The sequence below is a fragment of the Dactylosporangium sp. CA-152071 genome (genome assembly GCF_050936335.1).
In the GTDB taxonomy this organism is placed as follows: Bacteria; Actinomycetota; Actinomycetes; order Mycobacteriales; family Micromonosporaceae; genus Dactylosporangium; species Dactylosporangium maewongense.
Genome location: NZ_JBNJMZ010000001.1, coordinates 6,743,335 through 6,760,412 on the forward strand (window position 1 = coordinate 6,743,335; position 17,078 = coordinate 6,760,412).

7 protein-coding genes are annotated in these 17,078 nt (G+C 72.7%); 5 read left to right on the forward strand and 2 right to left on the reverse strand.

The window, feature by feature from the left end; all coding sequences use genetic code 11:
* The first annotated feature begins 123 nt into the window (after positions 1-123).
* Entirely contained in the window at positions 124-1,086 is a 963-nt protein-coding gene (locus tag ACQEVZ_RS30385) for a LysR family transcriptional regulator (RefSeq protein WP_344501447.1), read from the forward strand.
* A 34-nt stretch (positions 1,087-1,120) separates the two neighbouring features.
* On the opposite strand, the gene ACQEVZ_RS30390 is transcribed toward ACQEVZ_RS30385, so the two are convergent.
* Positions 1,121-2,686 (reverse strand): cellulose binding domain-containing protein, encoded by a 1,566-nt coding sequence (locus ACQEVZ_RS30390; RefSeq protein WP_433372815.1) that lies wholly within the window; start codon positions 2,684-2,686, stop codon positions 1,121-1,123.
* Positions 2,687-2,837: 151 nt separating this feature from the next.
* On the opposite strand from ACQEVZ_RS30390, the gene ACQEVZ_RS30395 reads away from it, so the two are divergent.
* Entirely contained in the window at positions 2,838-7,328 is a 4,491-nt protein-coding gene (locus ACQEVZ_RS30395) for an AAA domain-containing protein (protein ID WP_433372818.1), read from the forward strand.
* 1,317 nt (positions 7,329-8,645) lie between these two features.
* Here ACQEVZ_RS30395 and ACQEVZ_RS30400 read toward each other — a convergent pair.
* Positions 8,646-12,284 carry a family 78 glycoside hydrolase catalytic domain gene (locus ACQEVZ_RS30400; RefSeq protein ID WP_433372821.1) on the reverse strand — a complete coding sequence of 1,213 codons (3,639 nt, stop codon included), beginning with the start codon at positions 12,282-12,284 and terminating at the stop codon, positions 8,646-8,648.
* Between the two features lie 130 nt (positions 12,285-12,414).
* Between ACQEVZ_RS30400 and ACQEVZ_RS30405 the strand changes: the two genes are divergently transcribed.
* From ACQEVZ_RS30405 to ACQEVZ_RS30415, 3 genes are read left to right on the forward strand one after another with little or no spacing between them, the layout of a single operon-like run.
* Positions 12,415-13,227 carry a cyanophycinase gene (locus tag ACQEVZ_RS30405; protein ID WP_433372824.1) on the forward strand — a complete coding sequence of 271 codons (813 nt, stop codon included), beginning with the start codon at positions 12,415-12,417 and terminating at the stop codon, positions 13,225-13,227.
* Positions 13,217-15,889 carry a cyanophycin synthetase gene (gene cphA, locus ACQEVZ_RS30410; protein ID WP_433372827.1) on the forward strand — a complete coding sequence of 891 codons (2,673 nt, stop codon included), beginning with the start codon at positions 13,217-13,219 and terminating at the stop codon, positions 15,887-15,889. The genes ACQEVZ_RS30405 and cphA overlap by 11 nt, the downstream gene beginning before the upstream one ends.
* Positions 15,890-15,932: 43 nt before the next feature.
* Positions 15,933-17,072: a protein kinase domain-containing protein gene (locus tag ACQEVZ_RS30415; RefSeq protein WP_433372830.1), complete on the forward strand. Its 1,140-nt coding sequence runs from the start codon at positions 15,933-15,935 to the stop codon at positions 17,070-17,072.
* Positions 17,073-17,078 lie beyond the last annotated feature (6 nt).

Genomic DNA, 17,078 nt, shown 5'->3' on the forward strand with positions numbered 1-17,078 from the left:
TACCCGCCCCCCGTATATGATGATCGACCGGCACGTTTCGCAGATGTGTCGATCTGCGAAAACGGTGAGGCTCGATGGCTCCGGGGTCTTCTCCCCATCCGGCGGAGGTCCTACCGTCTGCATATGGATCTGGAGCTGCGGCACCTGCGGGTCGTGTGCGCGATCGCGGATGCCGGCAGTGTCACGAAGGCGGCCTCCGTGCTTGGCCTCGCCCAGCCGGCGTTGACCGCGCAGTTGCAGCGCATCGAGCGGGCGCTCGGCGGGCTGCTGTTCGAGCGGGACCGGCGGGGGGCCCGCGCGACACCGCTGGGTGAGCTGGTGCTGGCGCGGGCCAGGGTGCTGCTGCCGGCCGTCAAGGGGCTCCAGGACGAGGCGACCCGGCTGGCCAGCACGACGGACCGCGCCGGGCGGTACCGGATCGGTGCGGTCAACGGCCCGATCCTCGGCGGCCTGGTGCACCGCATCAGCAGCAACCACCCGGGTGCCCAGGTCAGCACGCACGCGTCGTGGTCCGCCGCCGAGCTGGGCGACCAGGTGCTCGCCGGCAAGCTGGACTTCGTCCTGGTCGGCGCCTGCGGCGACGCGCCCCCGGCGACCGACAACGGGCTCGCCTGGCGGGCCGTGGCCGCCGACCCGGTGTTCCTGCTGCTGCCGGAGGGGCACCGGCTCGCCGACCGCGACGAGGTCGACCTGGCCGAGCTCGCCGACGCCCAGTGGGTCGCCGCGCCCGGCGACGGCTGCTTCTCCTCCTGCCACGCGGCGGCCTGCGCCCGGGCCGGGTTCACGCCGCGGGTCCTGTTCGAGACGGAGGTCCGCGGCGCCATCGACCTCATCGAGTCCGGCGACGCGGTCGGCCTGTGCCAGGCGACGCTACGGCCGATGGCGGGCCTGGCCGCGGTGCCGATCGCGGGCGCGCCGCTGCACTGGCGGCAGATGCTCGGCTGGCTGCCCGACGGGCCCGCCGCCGACGTGGCGGGGCAGGTCTGGGCGTATGCGATCGAGGCCTACGCCGACGCCGTGCGCAAGAACGACCGCTACACGGCCTGGCTGGGGCGCCACCCCGACAGAAGAGGGCTGGCCCTGTAGCAGGACCAGCCCTCGCTGTGCTCAGTTCGCGCGGTTACCCGGTGAACGTGGCGGTGATCTGCGTGAACTGCCAGTTGTTCTGGGCGATGCCGCTGCAGTTGGAGACGACGCCGCCGCCGGGGCAGGGGCGGTCGCGGTTGACGGACCAGAAGGCGAGCCGGGCGAGGTGCTTGGACTGGGCCCAGTCGCGGATCTGCTGCCAGTACGCGACCGACGTCAGCTCCTGCTGGTCGGACAGGCCGTTCATGCCGGAGATGCCCATGTGCCGGTAGGCCTGGTCGTCGGTCCAGCCGAACGCGGTCTTGAGCATGGTCTTGAGGCCTTCGGAGGCGCTGACGGTGCTGTTGTACATGTTGGCGCCGCCGCCGAAGTCGAACGGCATGATGGTGAAGACGTCGATGTTGGCGCCGGTGGACGCGGCCCGGTTGATGAGCTGCTGGGCGTAGTAGCCGGGGCCGGTGGTGGCGGTGCCGAACGTGATGATGGTCTTCAGGTTCGGGTTGTTCTGCTTGACGATCTTGAGGGCGTCGACGATCCGGTTGCGGACGGTGTCGTTCTCGAACTCGTCGGTGTTCTCGATGTCGATGTCGATGGCTTTGAGGTTGTACGTGTTGATGACCGTCTGGTAGGCGGCGGCGAGTGCCTGTGGGGTGGAGCAGTTCGGGCCGAGTTTGTTGCCGCTCCAGCCGCCGAAGGACGGGATGACGTCGCCGCCGCCGGCGCGGACCTGGTTGATGACGGTCTGGTCGACGCCGCCGGTGAGGGGGCGGCTGCCGTCCCAGGCGGGGGTGCAGCCGCCGCCGGACAGGACGAACGCGAGGGTGAACCAGCGGATGCCGGTGGCGGACTGGATCGTCTGCGGGTTCGGCGGGTCGCCCCACTGGTACAGGTACGGTGCGGCCTGCATGCCGGACGGGGTGGTGGTGCCGCCGGTGGTGGTGGCGGTGATGCTGTTGGACGCCGCGGACTCGCCGACGTTGTTGTAGGCCTTCACGGTGTACGTGTGGGTGGAGCCGGCGGTCAGCCCGGACACGGTGGTGGAGGTGCCGGTGACGGTGGCCCGCACGGTGCTGCCCTCGTAGACGCGGTAGCCGGTGACGGTGCCGGTCGAGGCGTTCCAGGCGAGGGTGAAGCTGGTGTCCGTGGTCGCGGTCACCCGGAAGTTGCCCGGCACGCCAGGGGTCCCGGCCGGTGTGGTCGGGGTCGTGCCGCCCCCGCACGAGGCGCCGTTGAGCGTGCAGTTGGTCGGGGTGCCGCTGCCGGCGGCGATGAACCCAAAGCTGGCCGTGCCGCCGGGGGCGATCGTGCCGTTCCAGGAGTTCGTGAAGGTCACGTGACCGGAGGTGCCGGTCCGGTTGGAGTCCCACGACGAGCTGACCGAGGTGCCGCTGGGCAGGTCGAACGCGACCGTCCAGCCGTTGATCGTGCTGCTCGTGCCGTTGGTGATCGTGTACTTGGCCTCGTAGCCGGAACCCCAGGTGGAGGTTTGGACGAAGGCCGCGGTGGCGGCCGCGGCGGACGCCGGCGTGGCGGCGACGGTGATGACGGTGGCCGCGGCCGTTGCCAGGGCAGCCGCGATCACCCCGATTCGCAGTCTCATTGCAGACCTGCCTCGGAGTCGGGTCGAGATGGGGGATGTAGGGCGCCCTAGCGCGGACACTACGCGAAGGTTTGTTAACAGTAAAGATGTTGGTCAATTACCTGTTCTTGATCTCGTGCAGAGTGTCGTACCCGGCCGTTACGCTCGCGTCGTGGATGGTCGGTCGCGGGCGACGCTCGTGCAGGAGGCCGCCCGGCGGTGGCGCTCGCAGCTCATCGACCTGGGCGGACGTAACACACTGCTGTATTACAAGGACCTGCGCTCCGGCACGCTCGACCTGTCCGCCGCCGACCCCGTCGCCGTCTCCGCGCTGCTCGGCGGGCGCACCATGTCGCTCACCCAGCTGTTCCCCCGCTCCGGCGGCAAGCGGCCCGCTTCGGCCCCTGCCCCTGCCGACACGGCGCTCGATGCCGGGGAGCCGCCCGTCGCCGCGCCCGACCCCGGCGCGTCCCGTTTGGTCGACGACGGGCGTCCGGCGATCGGGCGGGCCTCCGTACCGGCGACGCCTCCCGAACCTGAAGCAGCGATGGAATCCGTCGAGCCTCCGGCTGCCGGGTCCTCGGCCGGCGAGGCTGCGGTTGCCGAGTCCTCGGCTGCTGGGCTCTCTGCCGGCGAGTCCCCGGCCGGCGGACCCGACGACGGGCCGGCGCTGACGCACGCGGCGGCGGTGAAGCGGGCGCGCACGATCAGGAACAAGGCCCGTGAGCTGGCCGAGGAGCGCGGCATCGAGACGTGCTTCGTGGCGATCGGCTCGGCGACCTGGACCCCGGCGGCCGGCAGCGGCGTGCCCGCGGCGCCGGTCCTGCTGCGCTCCGCTCAGCTGCGCGCCCGTGGCGCCGCCGAGGACGACTTCGAGCTCAGCGTTCACGGCGACACCGAGGTCAACCCGACCCTGCTGCAGCTGCTGGAGGAGGAGTTCGGCGTCCAGGTCGACGCCGACGAGCTGGAGGAGCTGATCAGCTACACCGCCGGCTTCGACCCGCAGCCGCTGTATGAGCGGCTGGTGAAGGAGGCGTCCGGGCGGGTCCGCGGGTTCACGATCGGGCCGCGGTGCGTGCTCGGCACGTTCTCCTATGCGAAGCTGCCGATGGTCAACGACCTGCGGGTCGCCGCCGAGGCGCTCGAAGGCCACGAGATCATCGCCGCGATCGCCGGCGACGGCGAGGCGCAGCGGCGGCTGCACGCGACCGGCGCGGTTCAGCTCGACGACCCCGACCTGATCGCCCCCGACGACGAGTTCCTGGTCCTGGACGCCGACTCCTCGCAGAACTACGCGATCAACGCCGTCCTGTCCGGCCAGCACAGCGTGATCAAGGGGCCGCCCGGCACGGGCAAGAGCCAGACCATCGCCAACCTGATCGCGTCGCTGGTCGCGCGCGGCAAGCGGGTGCTGTTCGTGGCGGAGAAGCGGGCCGCGATCACCGCCGTCACCGACCGGCTCGCCCGGCGCGGGCTCGGCAGCCTCGTCATGGACGTCCACGACGGCACCACCTCGCGGCGCAAGGTCGCCGCCGACCTCAAGGCCGCGTTCGACTCGGCCGCCCGGATCGCCCAGCCCGACCTCAGCGTCGTGCACGAGACCCTGATCACGAAGCGCGCCCAGCTCAACGGGCACGACGAGGCGCTGCACCAGGTCCGCGAGCCGTGGGGGATCAGCGCATTCCAGTCGCAGACCGCCATCCTCGCGCTGACCGCCGCGGGGCGGCCGATGACGGCGGTGCGGCTGCGCGGGCAGACGCTCGCCGCGCTGGACGCCGGCACCGCCCGGCGCGTCAGGGAGCAGCTGCGCGACTTCGCCGCGCTCGGCGGCTTCACCCTCACCGGGCAGCAGTCCGGCTGGGCCGGGGCGGCCGTGCGGACCCCCGCCGACGCCGAGGCGGCGTTCGGGCTGGTCGAGCGGCTCGCCGAGCGCACCCTGCCCGCGGCCCGCCCCGCGCTGCGCCACGTCCAGGAGCAGACCGGCCTGCGCCCGCCCGCCGACCTGGCCGGCTGGCGGCAGCTGTTCGGGTTCCTCGACGGGGTCGCCGCGACCCTGACCCAGTTCCACGAGGACGTGTTCCGCGTCGACCTCGCCACCCACATCGCGTCGGCCGCCGACGCCGCCTGGCGCCGCGAGCACGCCGGCCAGCCCGGCACCGACGCGGGCTGGCTCACCCGCCGCCGCATGCGCAAGCAGGCCGCCCAGCTGTGGCGCGGCCCCGGCAGCCCCAGCCGGCAGCAGCTCTTCACGGGCCTGTCCACGGCACTGGCGCTGCGCGCGGCTTTTGCGAACGGCGGCGGCCGGCCGCAGCTGCCCACGGAGTATGCGCGGGCGCGGGCAGCCTTTCACGAGCTCGACGAGCAGGTCGGGCAGCTGCAGCGGCACGTGCCGCACCTCGGGCTCACCGCGATGGACCTGGACCGGCTCGGCGCCGTGCTGACCGGGCTGGCCGGCGACGAGCGCACGCTGCGCCGCGTCCCGCGCCTCAACGAGCTGGGCGCCGGGTTCACCGCGCTCGGCCTCGACCAGCTCGTCGCCGACCTCGGCGGCCGTCGCGCCGACGCCGACCTCGCCGCGGCCGTCTTCGACGCCTGCTGGCACGCGTCGATCCTGCAGCACCTCGGGTTCACCGACGACCGCATCGGCGCGTTCGACGGGGAGCGGCACACCCGCACCGTCGCGGAGTTCCGCGCCGCGGACCACCAGCACATCGACGCGACCGCGAGCCGCGTCCTGCGGGCCGTCGCCGAGCACATCACGCGCACCCGCGACCAGTACCCCGACGAGAGCCGCCTCGTCGAGCACCAGGCCAACCTGAAGCGCCGGCACCTGCCGATCCGCCAGCTCTTCGCGACCGCCCCGCACATGCTGACCGCGCTGCGCCCCTGCTGGGCGATGAGCCCGCTGGTCGTGTCGCAGCTGCTGCCCGCCGCGGCGGACCTGTTCGACGTCGTCGTGTTCGACGAGGCCAGCCAGGTCACGCCCGCCGACGCGGTCCCCGCGCTGCTGCGCGCCCGGCAGGTCGTCGTCGCCGGCGACGAGCACCAGCTGCCGCCCACGTCGTTCTTCACCGCGGCCGAGGACGGCGGGGCCGACCCCCTCGGCGTCCGGGCCGATGGCTCGATCGACCTGTCGCTCACCTCCGGCTACGAGTCGATCCTGGACGTGCTGACGGCGCTGCTGCCCGCGTACCTGCTGCGCTGGCACTACCGCAGCCAGGACGACCGGCTCATCGGCTTCTCCAACGCCCACATCTACGAGCGCTCGCTCGTCACGTTTCCGGGCACGGCCGGCGCCGGCTCCGTGCAGCACGTGCACGTGCCCTTCGACCCGTCCGGTGCTTCCGGTGACGCAGACAGCGTGACCGCCGAGGTGGACCGGGTCGTCGAGCTGGCGTTGCAGCACGCCCAGCTGCGCCCGTCGCAGTCCCTCGGCGTCATCACGATGGGCATCACCCACGCCGACCGCATCGACCTCGCGCTGCGCAAGGCCCTCTCCGCCCGCCCCGACCTGCACGCGTTCTTCGCCGAGTCCGCCGCCGAGCCCTTCTTCGTCAAGAACCTCGAACGCGTCCAGGGCGACGAGCGCGACGCGATCATCCTCTCCATCGGCTACGGCAAGAACGCCTCCGGGCAGCTGCCGTACCGCTTCGGCCCGCTCCTGCTCCCCGGCGGCGAGCGGCGGCTCAACGTGGCGGTCACCCGCGCCCGCCGCCGGATGACCCTGGTCAGCTCCTTCACCGCCGCCGACATGGACCCGGCCCGCAGCACCTCCGAGGGCGTGCGCCTGCTCCGCGCCTATCTCGAGTACACCGCCTCGGGAGGCACGTCCCTCGGCGGCGCCGCGGCCCCTTCCGCGGCACCCGACGCCTTCGAGACCGACGTCCTCAACCGCCTCACCGCGGCCGGCATCCCGGTCACCGCCCGCTTCGGCGTCGCGGGCGCCTTCATCGACTTCGCCTGCGCCCACCCCGCCAACCCCGAGGAGCTCATCCTCGCCATCGAGACCGACGGCGCCACCTACCACTCGGCGAGCACCGCCCGAGACCGCGACCGCCTCCGGCAGGAGCAGCTGGAGCGCCTCGGCTGGCGGTACCACCGCATCTGGTCCTCCGACTGGGTCGCCGACCCCGCCGCCGAGACCGCCAGGACCCGCGCCGCGTACGACGAGGCCCTCGCCGCCGCCGACGCCCGCCGCTTCAACGAGCCGACGATCGTCCTCAACTTCCCGCTCGCACCGTCCCCCGCCGCGGCCTCTTCCCCCCGCACCCTGCCCCGCCCCGACATCACCCCCGGCCGCCCGATCACCGAGTACCCGCGGGCGGCGCTGGTCACGCTGATCGCCTGGATCGAGTCCGACACCCTCCTGCGCACCGAGGAGGAGGTCCTGGAGGAGGCCCGCCGCGAGCTCGGCTTCAAACGCGGCGGCACCCGCATCAACGCCGCCCTGACCGAAGCCCTTCACGAGTCCCGCGCCACCTCCACCCCTGAGCCCCCTGCCCCCACCCCCGCCGCCACTCCACCGGACGCGGACCGGACGACGGCGCTACCCATCACCCCCGCGGCCGCTCCGCCTGATCCGGACCGGACGACAGTGCTGCCCATCGCCCCCGCCGACCCCGACGAGACCCGCTTCTTGCCGCAGCGCCCCGAAACCGACTGACCACCCCGGGCACGTCGGCCGCCCCGCACACTTCCCACGATGCGCAAACCCGCCCCCGACGCTGAGCCGACCCATCGGGAACCGGTGTTGTCGTGGGCGTGCCGGCAGCACCAGACGGACGACACCTGTGCCCTGCCGCGGCACCCTGAGCCCGGCTGACCGCCTCCGGGATCACCTCTGCCGGCCCGCAGGCGTGGACTTCTACGGTGCGGGGAACGCAGCCCTGACGCTGTACTGGCCAGATCCCTTATCGGCCCAGTCGGCGGTAGCGACGAGTAGACAGGTCGGACGCCGCCTGGGCAGACGTTGGTCAATGCCCTGGTTCGTGGCTTTCGCTCGATGTCTGACTGGAGAGGTGTGTGGCGGGCATTGGTCAGCGTCTGTGTGGGGCCGTGTGGGTGGCTTTCCCGGACTCGGCCCTCGTTCCGGTGGTCGGCGGTTTGGACTGTCTGGTTGGTTGGGGTGTGCAGGTCTGGCGCTGCAGCGGCAGGTTGCGCAGAGGCCAGTCGGTGACGACGACGAGCGGCCGGCCGGTCACCGCCTGGGCAGACGTTGGCCAATACCCTGGTTTGTGGCTTTCGCCCGATGTCTGACCGGAAGGCGTGCTGCGGGCATTGGTCAGTGCCTGCGAGGGGTGTAGGTGGCTCTGGACTCGGCCTCGTTCCGGTGGTCGGCGGGTTGAAGTGTCTGGTTCTGGTGTGCAGGTCTGGTGCTGCAGCAGCAGGTGGCGTAGCGGCGACAGCGACAGCGACAGCGGGCGGGTCGACCGCCGCCCCGACCGACGTTGGTCAATGCCCTGGTTCGTGGCTTTCGCCTGATGTCTGACCGGAGGCGTGCGGCGGGTGTTGGCCAGTGCCTGCGAGGGGTGTGCAGGTGGCTCTCCTGGACCCGGCCTTGTTGCTGTGGTCGGCGGGTCGGGGTGCCTGGTTGGGGGGGGGGGGGGGGCAGGTCTGGTGCCGTCGCGAGCACAGGACGGTGCGAGGTCGACACCTTCAGCTCACGGGCGAGGGTCGCGGATTGGTCCCCGATCGGCCGGGCGGTGTCGGCGAGCAAGCCCTTTGACAAACGTTGGTCAATGCACTGGCTTGCGGCTTTTGTGCAATCGACGGTGCGCGATCTACCCGCAAATCAGAGATCCAAATGTATGTTGATCGCGCGATGTCTATCTGGAAAAGGGGCTTTTCGGGGCATTGATCAATGTCTGTGCCGGGGCAGGTGGCGGGTCGGGGTTTCGGTGACGGTCGCGGGTGGGCGGACTCGGCAGCGAGGAAGGGCTCCGGCTGCACGACGCGGTGCAGCCGGAGCCGGGACAGGTGACTACGCGGGGGCGGTGAAGGTGTAGGAGCCGGCGGCCAGCAGGAACGTGCCCGTGCCCGAGGGGACGGCCTGGCCGGGGGCCAGGATCGAGCCCGGTGCGGAGGTGGGGACGCGGACCGTCGCCGAGGTGCCGGCCGGGATCGTCACCCGCAGGGTGAGGGTGCCGGCGGAGATGGACCAGTCGCTGACGGCCAGGCCGTACGGGGTCTCGTAGGAGGACTTGGCGGAGGTGAGGCCGCCGCCGGGCTGGGGGGCGATGAGCAGCGACGCGTAGCCGGGGGAGGCCGGGCCCAGGCCGCCGACCTGGCGGTACAGGAAGTCGCCGACGGAGCCCAGGCCGTAGTGGTTGAAGGAGTTCATGCCTGGGTCCTGGAAGGAGCCGTCGGTGCGGATGCCGTCCCAGCGCTCCCAGATCGTGGTGGCGCCGCGGCTGTTCATGTAACCCCAGCCGGGGAAGCCGGGCTGGAGCAGGATCTGGTACGCCGTGTCCGCGTGGCCCGTGTTGGCCAGGACCGGCAGGAGGTTCTCGACGCCGAGGAAGCCGACGGACAGGTGCCCGCCGGAAGCGGCGACCTTGGCGACCAGCCGGGAAGCCAGGGAGGCGACCCGCGAGGGCGGGACCAGGCCGAAGGCGAGCGCGAGGGTGTAGCCGGTCTGGGTGTTGCCGGAGACGGTCCCGTCGGCGGCGACGAAACGGGAGGTGAAGGCGGCCCCGACCTGGTCGGCCAGTGCGCCGTAGGAGTTGCCCTGCGCTGTGCGGCCCGTCGCATAGGCCATGCGCGAGACCAGGCGGGCGGACCAGGCGAAGAACGCCGTGGATATGACGTCCTGGGCGGTGTTGTCGTTGACGTTGAGCCAGTCGCCGTAGGTGGGCTGGTTGCGGATCAGGTCACTGCCCGAGGTGGCGCGCAGGTAGTCGACCCAGCGGGCCATCGCGTCGAAGTGCTCGTCGACGACGCGGATGTCGCCGTGGCGTTGCCAGAGGGTGTAGGGGACGATGACGCCCGCGTCGCCCCAGCCGGCGGTGCCGGCGCCGCAGCAGACGGCGGGGGCGACGTCGGTGAAGGCGCCGTCGGAGCGCTGGGCGTCGACCAGGTCGTCGGAGAACTTGTCGAGGAATCCCTGGACGTCGACGTTGAAGGTCGAGGTGGCGGCGAAGATCGCGATGTCGCCGGTCCAGCCGAGCCGTTCGTCGCGCTGCGGGCAGTCGGTGGGGATGGAGAGCATGTTGGAGCGCTCGCCCCAGAGGATGTTGTGCTGCAGCTGGTTGACCAGGGCGTTGGAGGTGGTGAGGGTGCCGAGCTGGGCGCCCGCCGTCCACGCGGCGCGGCCGGTGACGGTGTCCGCGGTCGGGGTGAAGCCGGCCGGGAGGCCGGTCAGCTCGACGTAGCGGTAGCCGTGCACCGTGAAGCGCGGCTCGTAGATCTCCGCGCCGCCGGTGCCGGCGAGCGTGAAGCGGTCTGTCGCCTGGGCGGCGCGCAGGTTGGTCGTGTAGAGCTGGCCGCCGGTGAGCACCTCGGCGTGTCGGATCTGGACGGTGGTGCCGGCCGGGCCGGTGACGGAGATGCGGTTCCAGCCGGTGAAGTTCTGGCCCATGTCGAAGATCCACACGCCGGGCGACGGCTGCGTGACCGAGACGGGCCGGAACTCCTGCTGCACCCGGACGCCGTTGTCGACCTGCGAGACGAGGTTGGGCTTGGCGCCGGCGCGGACGACCGCAGAGGACCACGAGGAGTCGTCGAAGCCGGAATTGTCCCAATTAGCCACAGCAAGCCGGGCGTCGTACGTCTCGCCGTGGTACAGGTCGTCGGCGCGGATCGGGCCGCTGAGCACCTTCCACGTGTTGTCGGTCCGCACCGTCGAAGTCGTGCCGTCGGTGAAGACCAGCACGAGCTGCGCCGAGTACCAGGGCTGCGTGCCGTACTTCTGGCTGCCGGCGAAGCCCAGGCTGCCGGAGTACCAGCCGTTGCCGAGCCAGGCGCCGAGCGCGTTCGCGCCCTGCCGGATCTGGCCGGTGACGTCGTACACCTTGTACTGGACGCGCTTGGTGTAGTCGGTCCAGCCGGGGGCGAGCACGTCGGTGCCGACGCGGGCGCCGTTGAGCCGGGTCTCGTGCAGGCCGAGCGCGGTGGTCAGCAGCCGCGCGGACGCGACGGGCTTGCTCACCGTGAAGCCCTTGCGCAGCAGCGGCGCGGCCTTCGCGATCGAGACGTTCGAGGCCCAGGGGCCGGTGCCGTAGGTGGCCACGGCGCGCGCCGCGGGCCAGGAGCTGTCGTTGAACCCGCCGGTGTTCCAGCCCGCCGGGGCGGTGGTGGACGCCTTCCACGACGCGTCGGTGACGAGCGAGGCGCCGGTGAGCTTGGCGATCATGCCTGCCGGCGACTGGGTGGTGTTCTCCGACGCGATCGCGATGGTGTTGGTACCGGCGACGAGCCGGCTCCGGATGTCGACGGCGGACGCCTGCTGCCAGGACTGGTACACCCGCGGCGAGGTGCTGACCTGGACGCCGTTGACCCACACGTCGGCGGTGTCGTCGCCGGTGACCACGAGGGTGGCGGTGGCGGGGACGGAGGCGAGGGTGAACGTGCGCCGGAAGTAGCGGGTCGCCGCCGGCACCCCGGCCGCGGGGTCACCCTCGGGGTACCAGATCCAGGTCGCGCCGGACAGGTCGGCGGTGACGGCCGCCTGCCCGATGAAGTCGCCGGTCCACTCGGTCGCGGGCGCGCGCAGGCCGGTCTCGAACGACCAGGTGGGGCTCCACGCGCTGACCCGGCCCTGGGTGTCCCAGACGCGGACCTTCCACGTGTAGCGCCGCATCGACTGCAGGGCCGGGCCGGTGTAGACGACGTCGACCTGCTGGCCGGACGCGACCCGCCCGCTGTTCCACACGCCGTCGACCGACAGCTCGTAGGCGGCCTGGCGCTGCTGCACGGCGGTCGAGGTGAGCTTCCAGCCGAAGCGCGGCTGCGCGGCGTCGACGCCGAGCGGGTTGGCGCGGTGCTCGACCGTGCCGCTCGCGACGCTCAGCGGGGAGGGCGCGTCGGGGTCGGGCGCGACGACGTTCGAGTTCCACGGGCCGACGCCGTAGGCGCCGAGGTCGGTCGCGGCGGGCCAGCCGCCGTCGGCGAAGCCGGGCTGCTCCCAGTCGGTCGGCACGGTCTGGAACGCCTTCCAGCTGCCGTCGGTGACGAGGTCGGTGGTGCCGCCGGCGGTGACGACGTGCACCTTGCCGATCAGGCCGGCCGGCCCGTCGGTCGTGTTGCGCGCCGCGATCGCGAGGGTGTTGGCGCCGCTGACCAGGGCGGACTGCAGGTCGACGTAGACGGCGTTCTTCCACGAGTCCACGACCCGCGGGGAGGCGGCGACGGGCTTGCCGTTGAGCCACACGTCGACGGTGTCGTCGCCGGTGACGACGAGCTGGGCCTCGCTGACCGCGCCGGCGGCGACGGTGAACGTCTTGCGGAAGTAGCGGTAGGCGGCGGGGGCGCTGCTGGCCGGGTTCCCCTCCGGGTACCAGACCCAGTGTGCTCCGGCGAGGCTGACGGGGGTCGCGGCCTCGGCCGGAGCCGACGGCGCGGCGAGGAGTGCGGCGAGCAGGACGAGCGCGGTGGCGCCCGCGCGGCGTCTCTTCAGGCGCATGGCGGTGCTCCTGTTCGATGGATTGAAACGTTTCATTGAGTGGTGATGTCCTGACTGTACGTAGACCCTGGTCAATAAGCAACGTCCAGCGCCGCGACGAACCGCAAGATGAGGGAAGTGTGGAGGTGGGATGCCGGGAAAGCTGCTCGTCATCGGTGGTGCGGAGAGTCATGACGCCGGCGACGACGCCATCCTCGAACGGTTCGTGCTGCTCGCGGGCGGCTCCGAGGCGCATCTCGTGGTGATCGCGACCGCGAGCGAGTGCCCGGAGCAGCGGGAGAAGGAGTACGCGGACGTCTTCCACCGGCTCGGCGCCGGCCGCGTCACCCCGCTGCGCCTCGACGAGCGCGACGACAGCAACAGCGACCTTGCCGTGTCCGTGATCGAGCACGCCACCGGCGTCTTCTTCACCGGCGGTGACCAGCTGCGGATCACCACCGTCGTCGGCGGCTCCAAGGTCGACACGGCGATGCACGCGCGGCTCGCCGAGGGCATGATCCTCGCCGGCACCAGCGCCGGCGCCGCCATGATGTCCAGCACCATGATCCTCGGTGGCAGCATCGCGTCGGTCTCCACCGACAGCGTCCGCACCGGCCCCGGCATGGAGTTCCTGCCCGGTGTGCTCATCGACATGCACTTCGCCCAGCGCGGCCGGCTCAACCGGCTGCTCAGCGCCGTCGCGATGTTCCCGCACGAGCTCGGTCTCGGCATCGACGAGAACACCGCGATCCTCGTCGCAGGCGACGTGTTCGAGGTGCTCGGCGCCGGCACCGTCACCGTCATCGACGCCGGGCAGGCCCGCACGATCAGCGCGACGATGTCGGAGGTCGGCGGGCCGATCGCCCTGTGCGGCGCCCAGCTGCACGTGCTCCCGGCGGGCTGGCGCTTCAACCTCACCGAGCGGGCGGCCATCAAGAGATCGGATCCTGACCATGCGAATTGAGAGCAGCCGCCGCCTGCGCGGCCCGAACCGCTATCTCGCGCGCCCCGTCCAGGTCACCCGGGTCCTGCTCGACGGGCTGACCGAGCGCGAGAGCAGCGACTTCCCCGGCTTCACCGACCGGCTCCTGGCCGCCTTCCCCGGCCTCGTCGAGCACCACTGCGCGTTCGGCGAGCCCGGCGGCTTCGTCAAGCGCCTGCACGGCGGCACCTACTTCGGGCACACCGCCGAGCACGTCGCGATCGAGCTCTCCCAGCGCATCGGCCGTCCCGTCAACTTCGGCCGCACCGAGGGCACCGGCGTGCCCGGCGAATACGACGTCGTCACCGAGTGCCCGGTCGACGAGCCACCCGACTCCGGCGTCGCCGAGGCCCTCCTCGCGCTGGCGATCGCCGGTGTACTGGCGGCGCTGCACGGCGAGCAGGTGCGCGTCGAGGACGAGCTTGCGGTCCTGCGCCGCACGTACGAACGCGAAAAAGCCGGACCGAGCACCGCCGCCATCGCCGACGCCGCCCGCGCCCGCGGCATCCCGGTCGAGCGGGTCGGCGAGCTCAGCCTCCTGCGCCTCGGCTACGGCCGGCACCGCAGGCTCGTGTGGGCCGCACTCACCGACCATACCTCCGCGATCGGCGTCGACATCGCGTCCGACAAGGAGCTCACCCGGCGGCTGCTCGACGAGGCCGGCGTCCCCGTCCCCACCGGCGGCGCCGCCGCCTCCCTCGCCGAGGCCCTGGACATCTTCGCCGAGCTCGGCCCGCCCGTCGTCGTCAAGCCCCGGCAGGGGCGCCAGGGGATGCACGTGTTCCTCGGCGTCGACACCCCCGACGCGCTGCGCGCCGCCTACGAGGCCGCCACCGCCGGCGGCGACGACGCGGTCGTCGAGCGCGAGCTGACCGGCCGCGACTACCGCGTGCTCACCGTCGGCGGCAAGGTCGTCGCCGCGGCCGAACGGGTCGCCGCGCACGTCGTCGGCGACGGCGCCACCGACGTCGCCGGCCTGATCGCCCGCGCCAACGAGGACCCGCGCCGCGGCGACGGGCACGCCCGGGCGCTGACCCGGATCGTCGTCGACGACGTCGCCCTCACCCTGCTGCGCCGCCAGGGTGTCGCCGTCGACACGGTCCCCGCCGCCGGGCAGGTCGTGCGGCTGCGCGAGAACGCGAACCTCTCCACCGGCGGCACCAGCGTCGACGTCACCGACGACGTCCACCCGTCCGTCGCCGACCTGTGCCGGCGGGTCGCCGCGATCGTCGGCCTCGACATCGCCGGCCTCGACCTGCGCCTGACGTCGATCGCCGAGCCGCTGCCCCCGACCGGCAGCCTCGCGGGCGGCGGCGTCATCGAGGTCAACGCCGCGCCCGGGCTGCGGATGCACCTCGACCCCAGCGACGGCACCGCCCGCGACGTCGGCGACGCGATCGTGGAGGCGCTGTACCCGGCCGGCAGCCCGTCGCGGATCCCGATCGTCGCCATCACCGGCACGAACGGCAAGACCACCGTCGCCCGGCTCACCGCGCACCTGCTGGACGGCGCCGGCCTGCGCGTCGGCGTCACCACCACCGACGGGATCGCCATCGGCGGCCGGCTCGTGCAGCGCGCCGACGCCACCGGGCCGCGCTCCGCCCGCGTCGTGCTCAGCGACCCGACCGTCGACGCCGCCGTGCTCGAGACCGCCCGCGGCGGCATGCTGCGCCAGGGTCTCGGATACGACTGGAGCGACGTCGGCATCATCACCAACCTGGCCAGCGACCACCTCGGCCAGGACGGCATCGACAACATCGAGGAACTGGTCGACCTCAAGTGCCTCATCGGCGAGCGCGTCCGCGAGGGCGGCGCCGTCGTCCTCAACGCCGACGACCCGCGCAGCCGAGGCCTCGCCGCCCACCCCGGCCAGTTCGAGAAGCGCGAGATCGTCTGGTGCAGCCTCGACCCGCGCAACCCGCTGATCCGGCGGCACTGGGACACCGGCGGCCGCGCGTACCTGCTCGCCGACGGCTGGCTCGTCGAGCTCGCCGACCGCCGCTGGATCCCGATCCTCGCCGTCGGTGAGCTCGGCGGCGGCTTCGGTGGCGCCGCCCGCCACCTCGTCGCCAACGCCCTCGCCGCGACCGCCGCCGCCCGCGTCCTCGGCGTCGCCACCGCCCGCGTCGCCGAACGCCTCCGCACGTTCACCGACAACCCCGGCCGCGGCATGCTGCTGCACCTCGGCGGCGTCGACGTCCTCGTCGACTACGCGCACAACCCCGCCGCCATCCGCGCGATCGGCGACCTCGTCGACCGCCTCTGGGGCGCCGACCACGCCGTCGCCGCCGTCACCCTCCCCGGCGACCGCCGCGACGACCTGCTCCGCGAGTCCGCGCGCGAGGTCGCCCGCTTCGACCGGGTCGTCATCTACGAGGACAGCGACCGCCGCGGCCGGGCACCCGGCGAGGTCCCGGCGATCCTGCACGACGAGCTGACCGTCACCTCGCCGAAGGCCACCTGCACCGTCGTGCGGACCGTCGACGAGGCCGTCCCCGCCGCACTGGCGATGGCCCGCCCCGGTGACGTGGTGCTGCTGCTGTACGAGAAGATCGAGCCGGTCCTGTCGCTCCTGCGGACCCTCGGCGCCGAGACCCCGCACGATCAACACGTGTCGTTTCCGCTCATCGGGGCATCTGTATGACGTGGAGCGCTATCGGCTGATCGAGCAACTCGGAGTGGGCGGCATGTCCGTCGTCTGGCGGGCCCGCGACGAGGTGCTGGGCCGGTCCGTCGCCGTCAAGCACCTGGTGGCGGCCGCGGATCCGCGGTCCCGCCGCCGCATCCAGGACGAGGCGCGCGCCGCCGCGCTCCTCAGCCACCCGCACATCGCCGCCGTGTACGACTTCGGCCACGACACCGACGGCGCGCCGTTCGTCGTCATGGAGCTCGTCGAGGGCGAGTCCCTCGAGGACCGGCTGGTCCACGCGGGCGGGCCGCTCGAGGTCACCGAGTCGCTGCGGATCGCCGGGCAGCTCGCCTCGGCCCTCGCCGCCGTCCACGAGCGCGGCCTGGTGCACCACGACGTCAAGCCCGCCAACGTCGTGCTCACCGCAGGCGGGCCGAAGCTCGTCGACTTCGGCGTCTCCGCGATCGCCGGCAACGAGCCCGACCAGCTGATCGGCACCCCCGCCTACCTCGCGCCCGAGCGCATCCGCGGGGTCCCGCCGTCGCCCGCCACCGACGTGTACGCGCTGGGCCTCGTCCTGTACCGCATGCTCACCGGCGAACTGCCGTGGCCCGTCACCACCACCGAGGAGCTGCTGCACGCGCACCGCAAGCTGCCGCCGGCGCCGCTGCCCGCGAGCCTGACCCTGCCCGCCGGGGTGGCGGACGCGCTGCGCCGTTGCCTGGCGAAGGCGCCCGGCAACCGGCCCTCCGCGACCGACCTGGCCGCGCTGCTGTCCGCCCCGGCGGTGACCCGTCGGCTCGGCGCCCGCCACCGCTTCGCCGCCCGGCGTGCCGCGCCCACCCTGCGGCTGAGCGACGTCGCGCTCGGCGGGTCGGCCAGGCGGCGGGTCTCCGTCGCCGTCGCGGCCCTCCTGCTCTTCGGCTCCGGCGCCGTGGGTGCCGCCGCGCAGGACCGCGACCCGTCCGCCGCCTGGACCCCGGGCTCCCCGGTGACCTCTCCCGTCGCCGGCACCGACCCGCAGCCGTCCGACCCGGTGGTGCCGGCCGCCGATCCGGCCGCCCAGGCCGAGACCCGGGCCGAGACCGCCGCCAAGCACCCCGGCGGCGCGCCACCCGCCGCCGGGAATGCCGGCGGTGCGCACAATGGCAAGGCGAAGGGCAAGCACAACGGCAACGGCAAGAAAAGTGGTGGCTGAACCTTT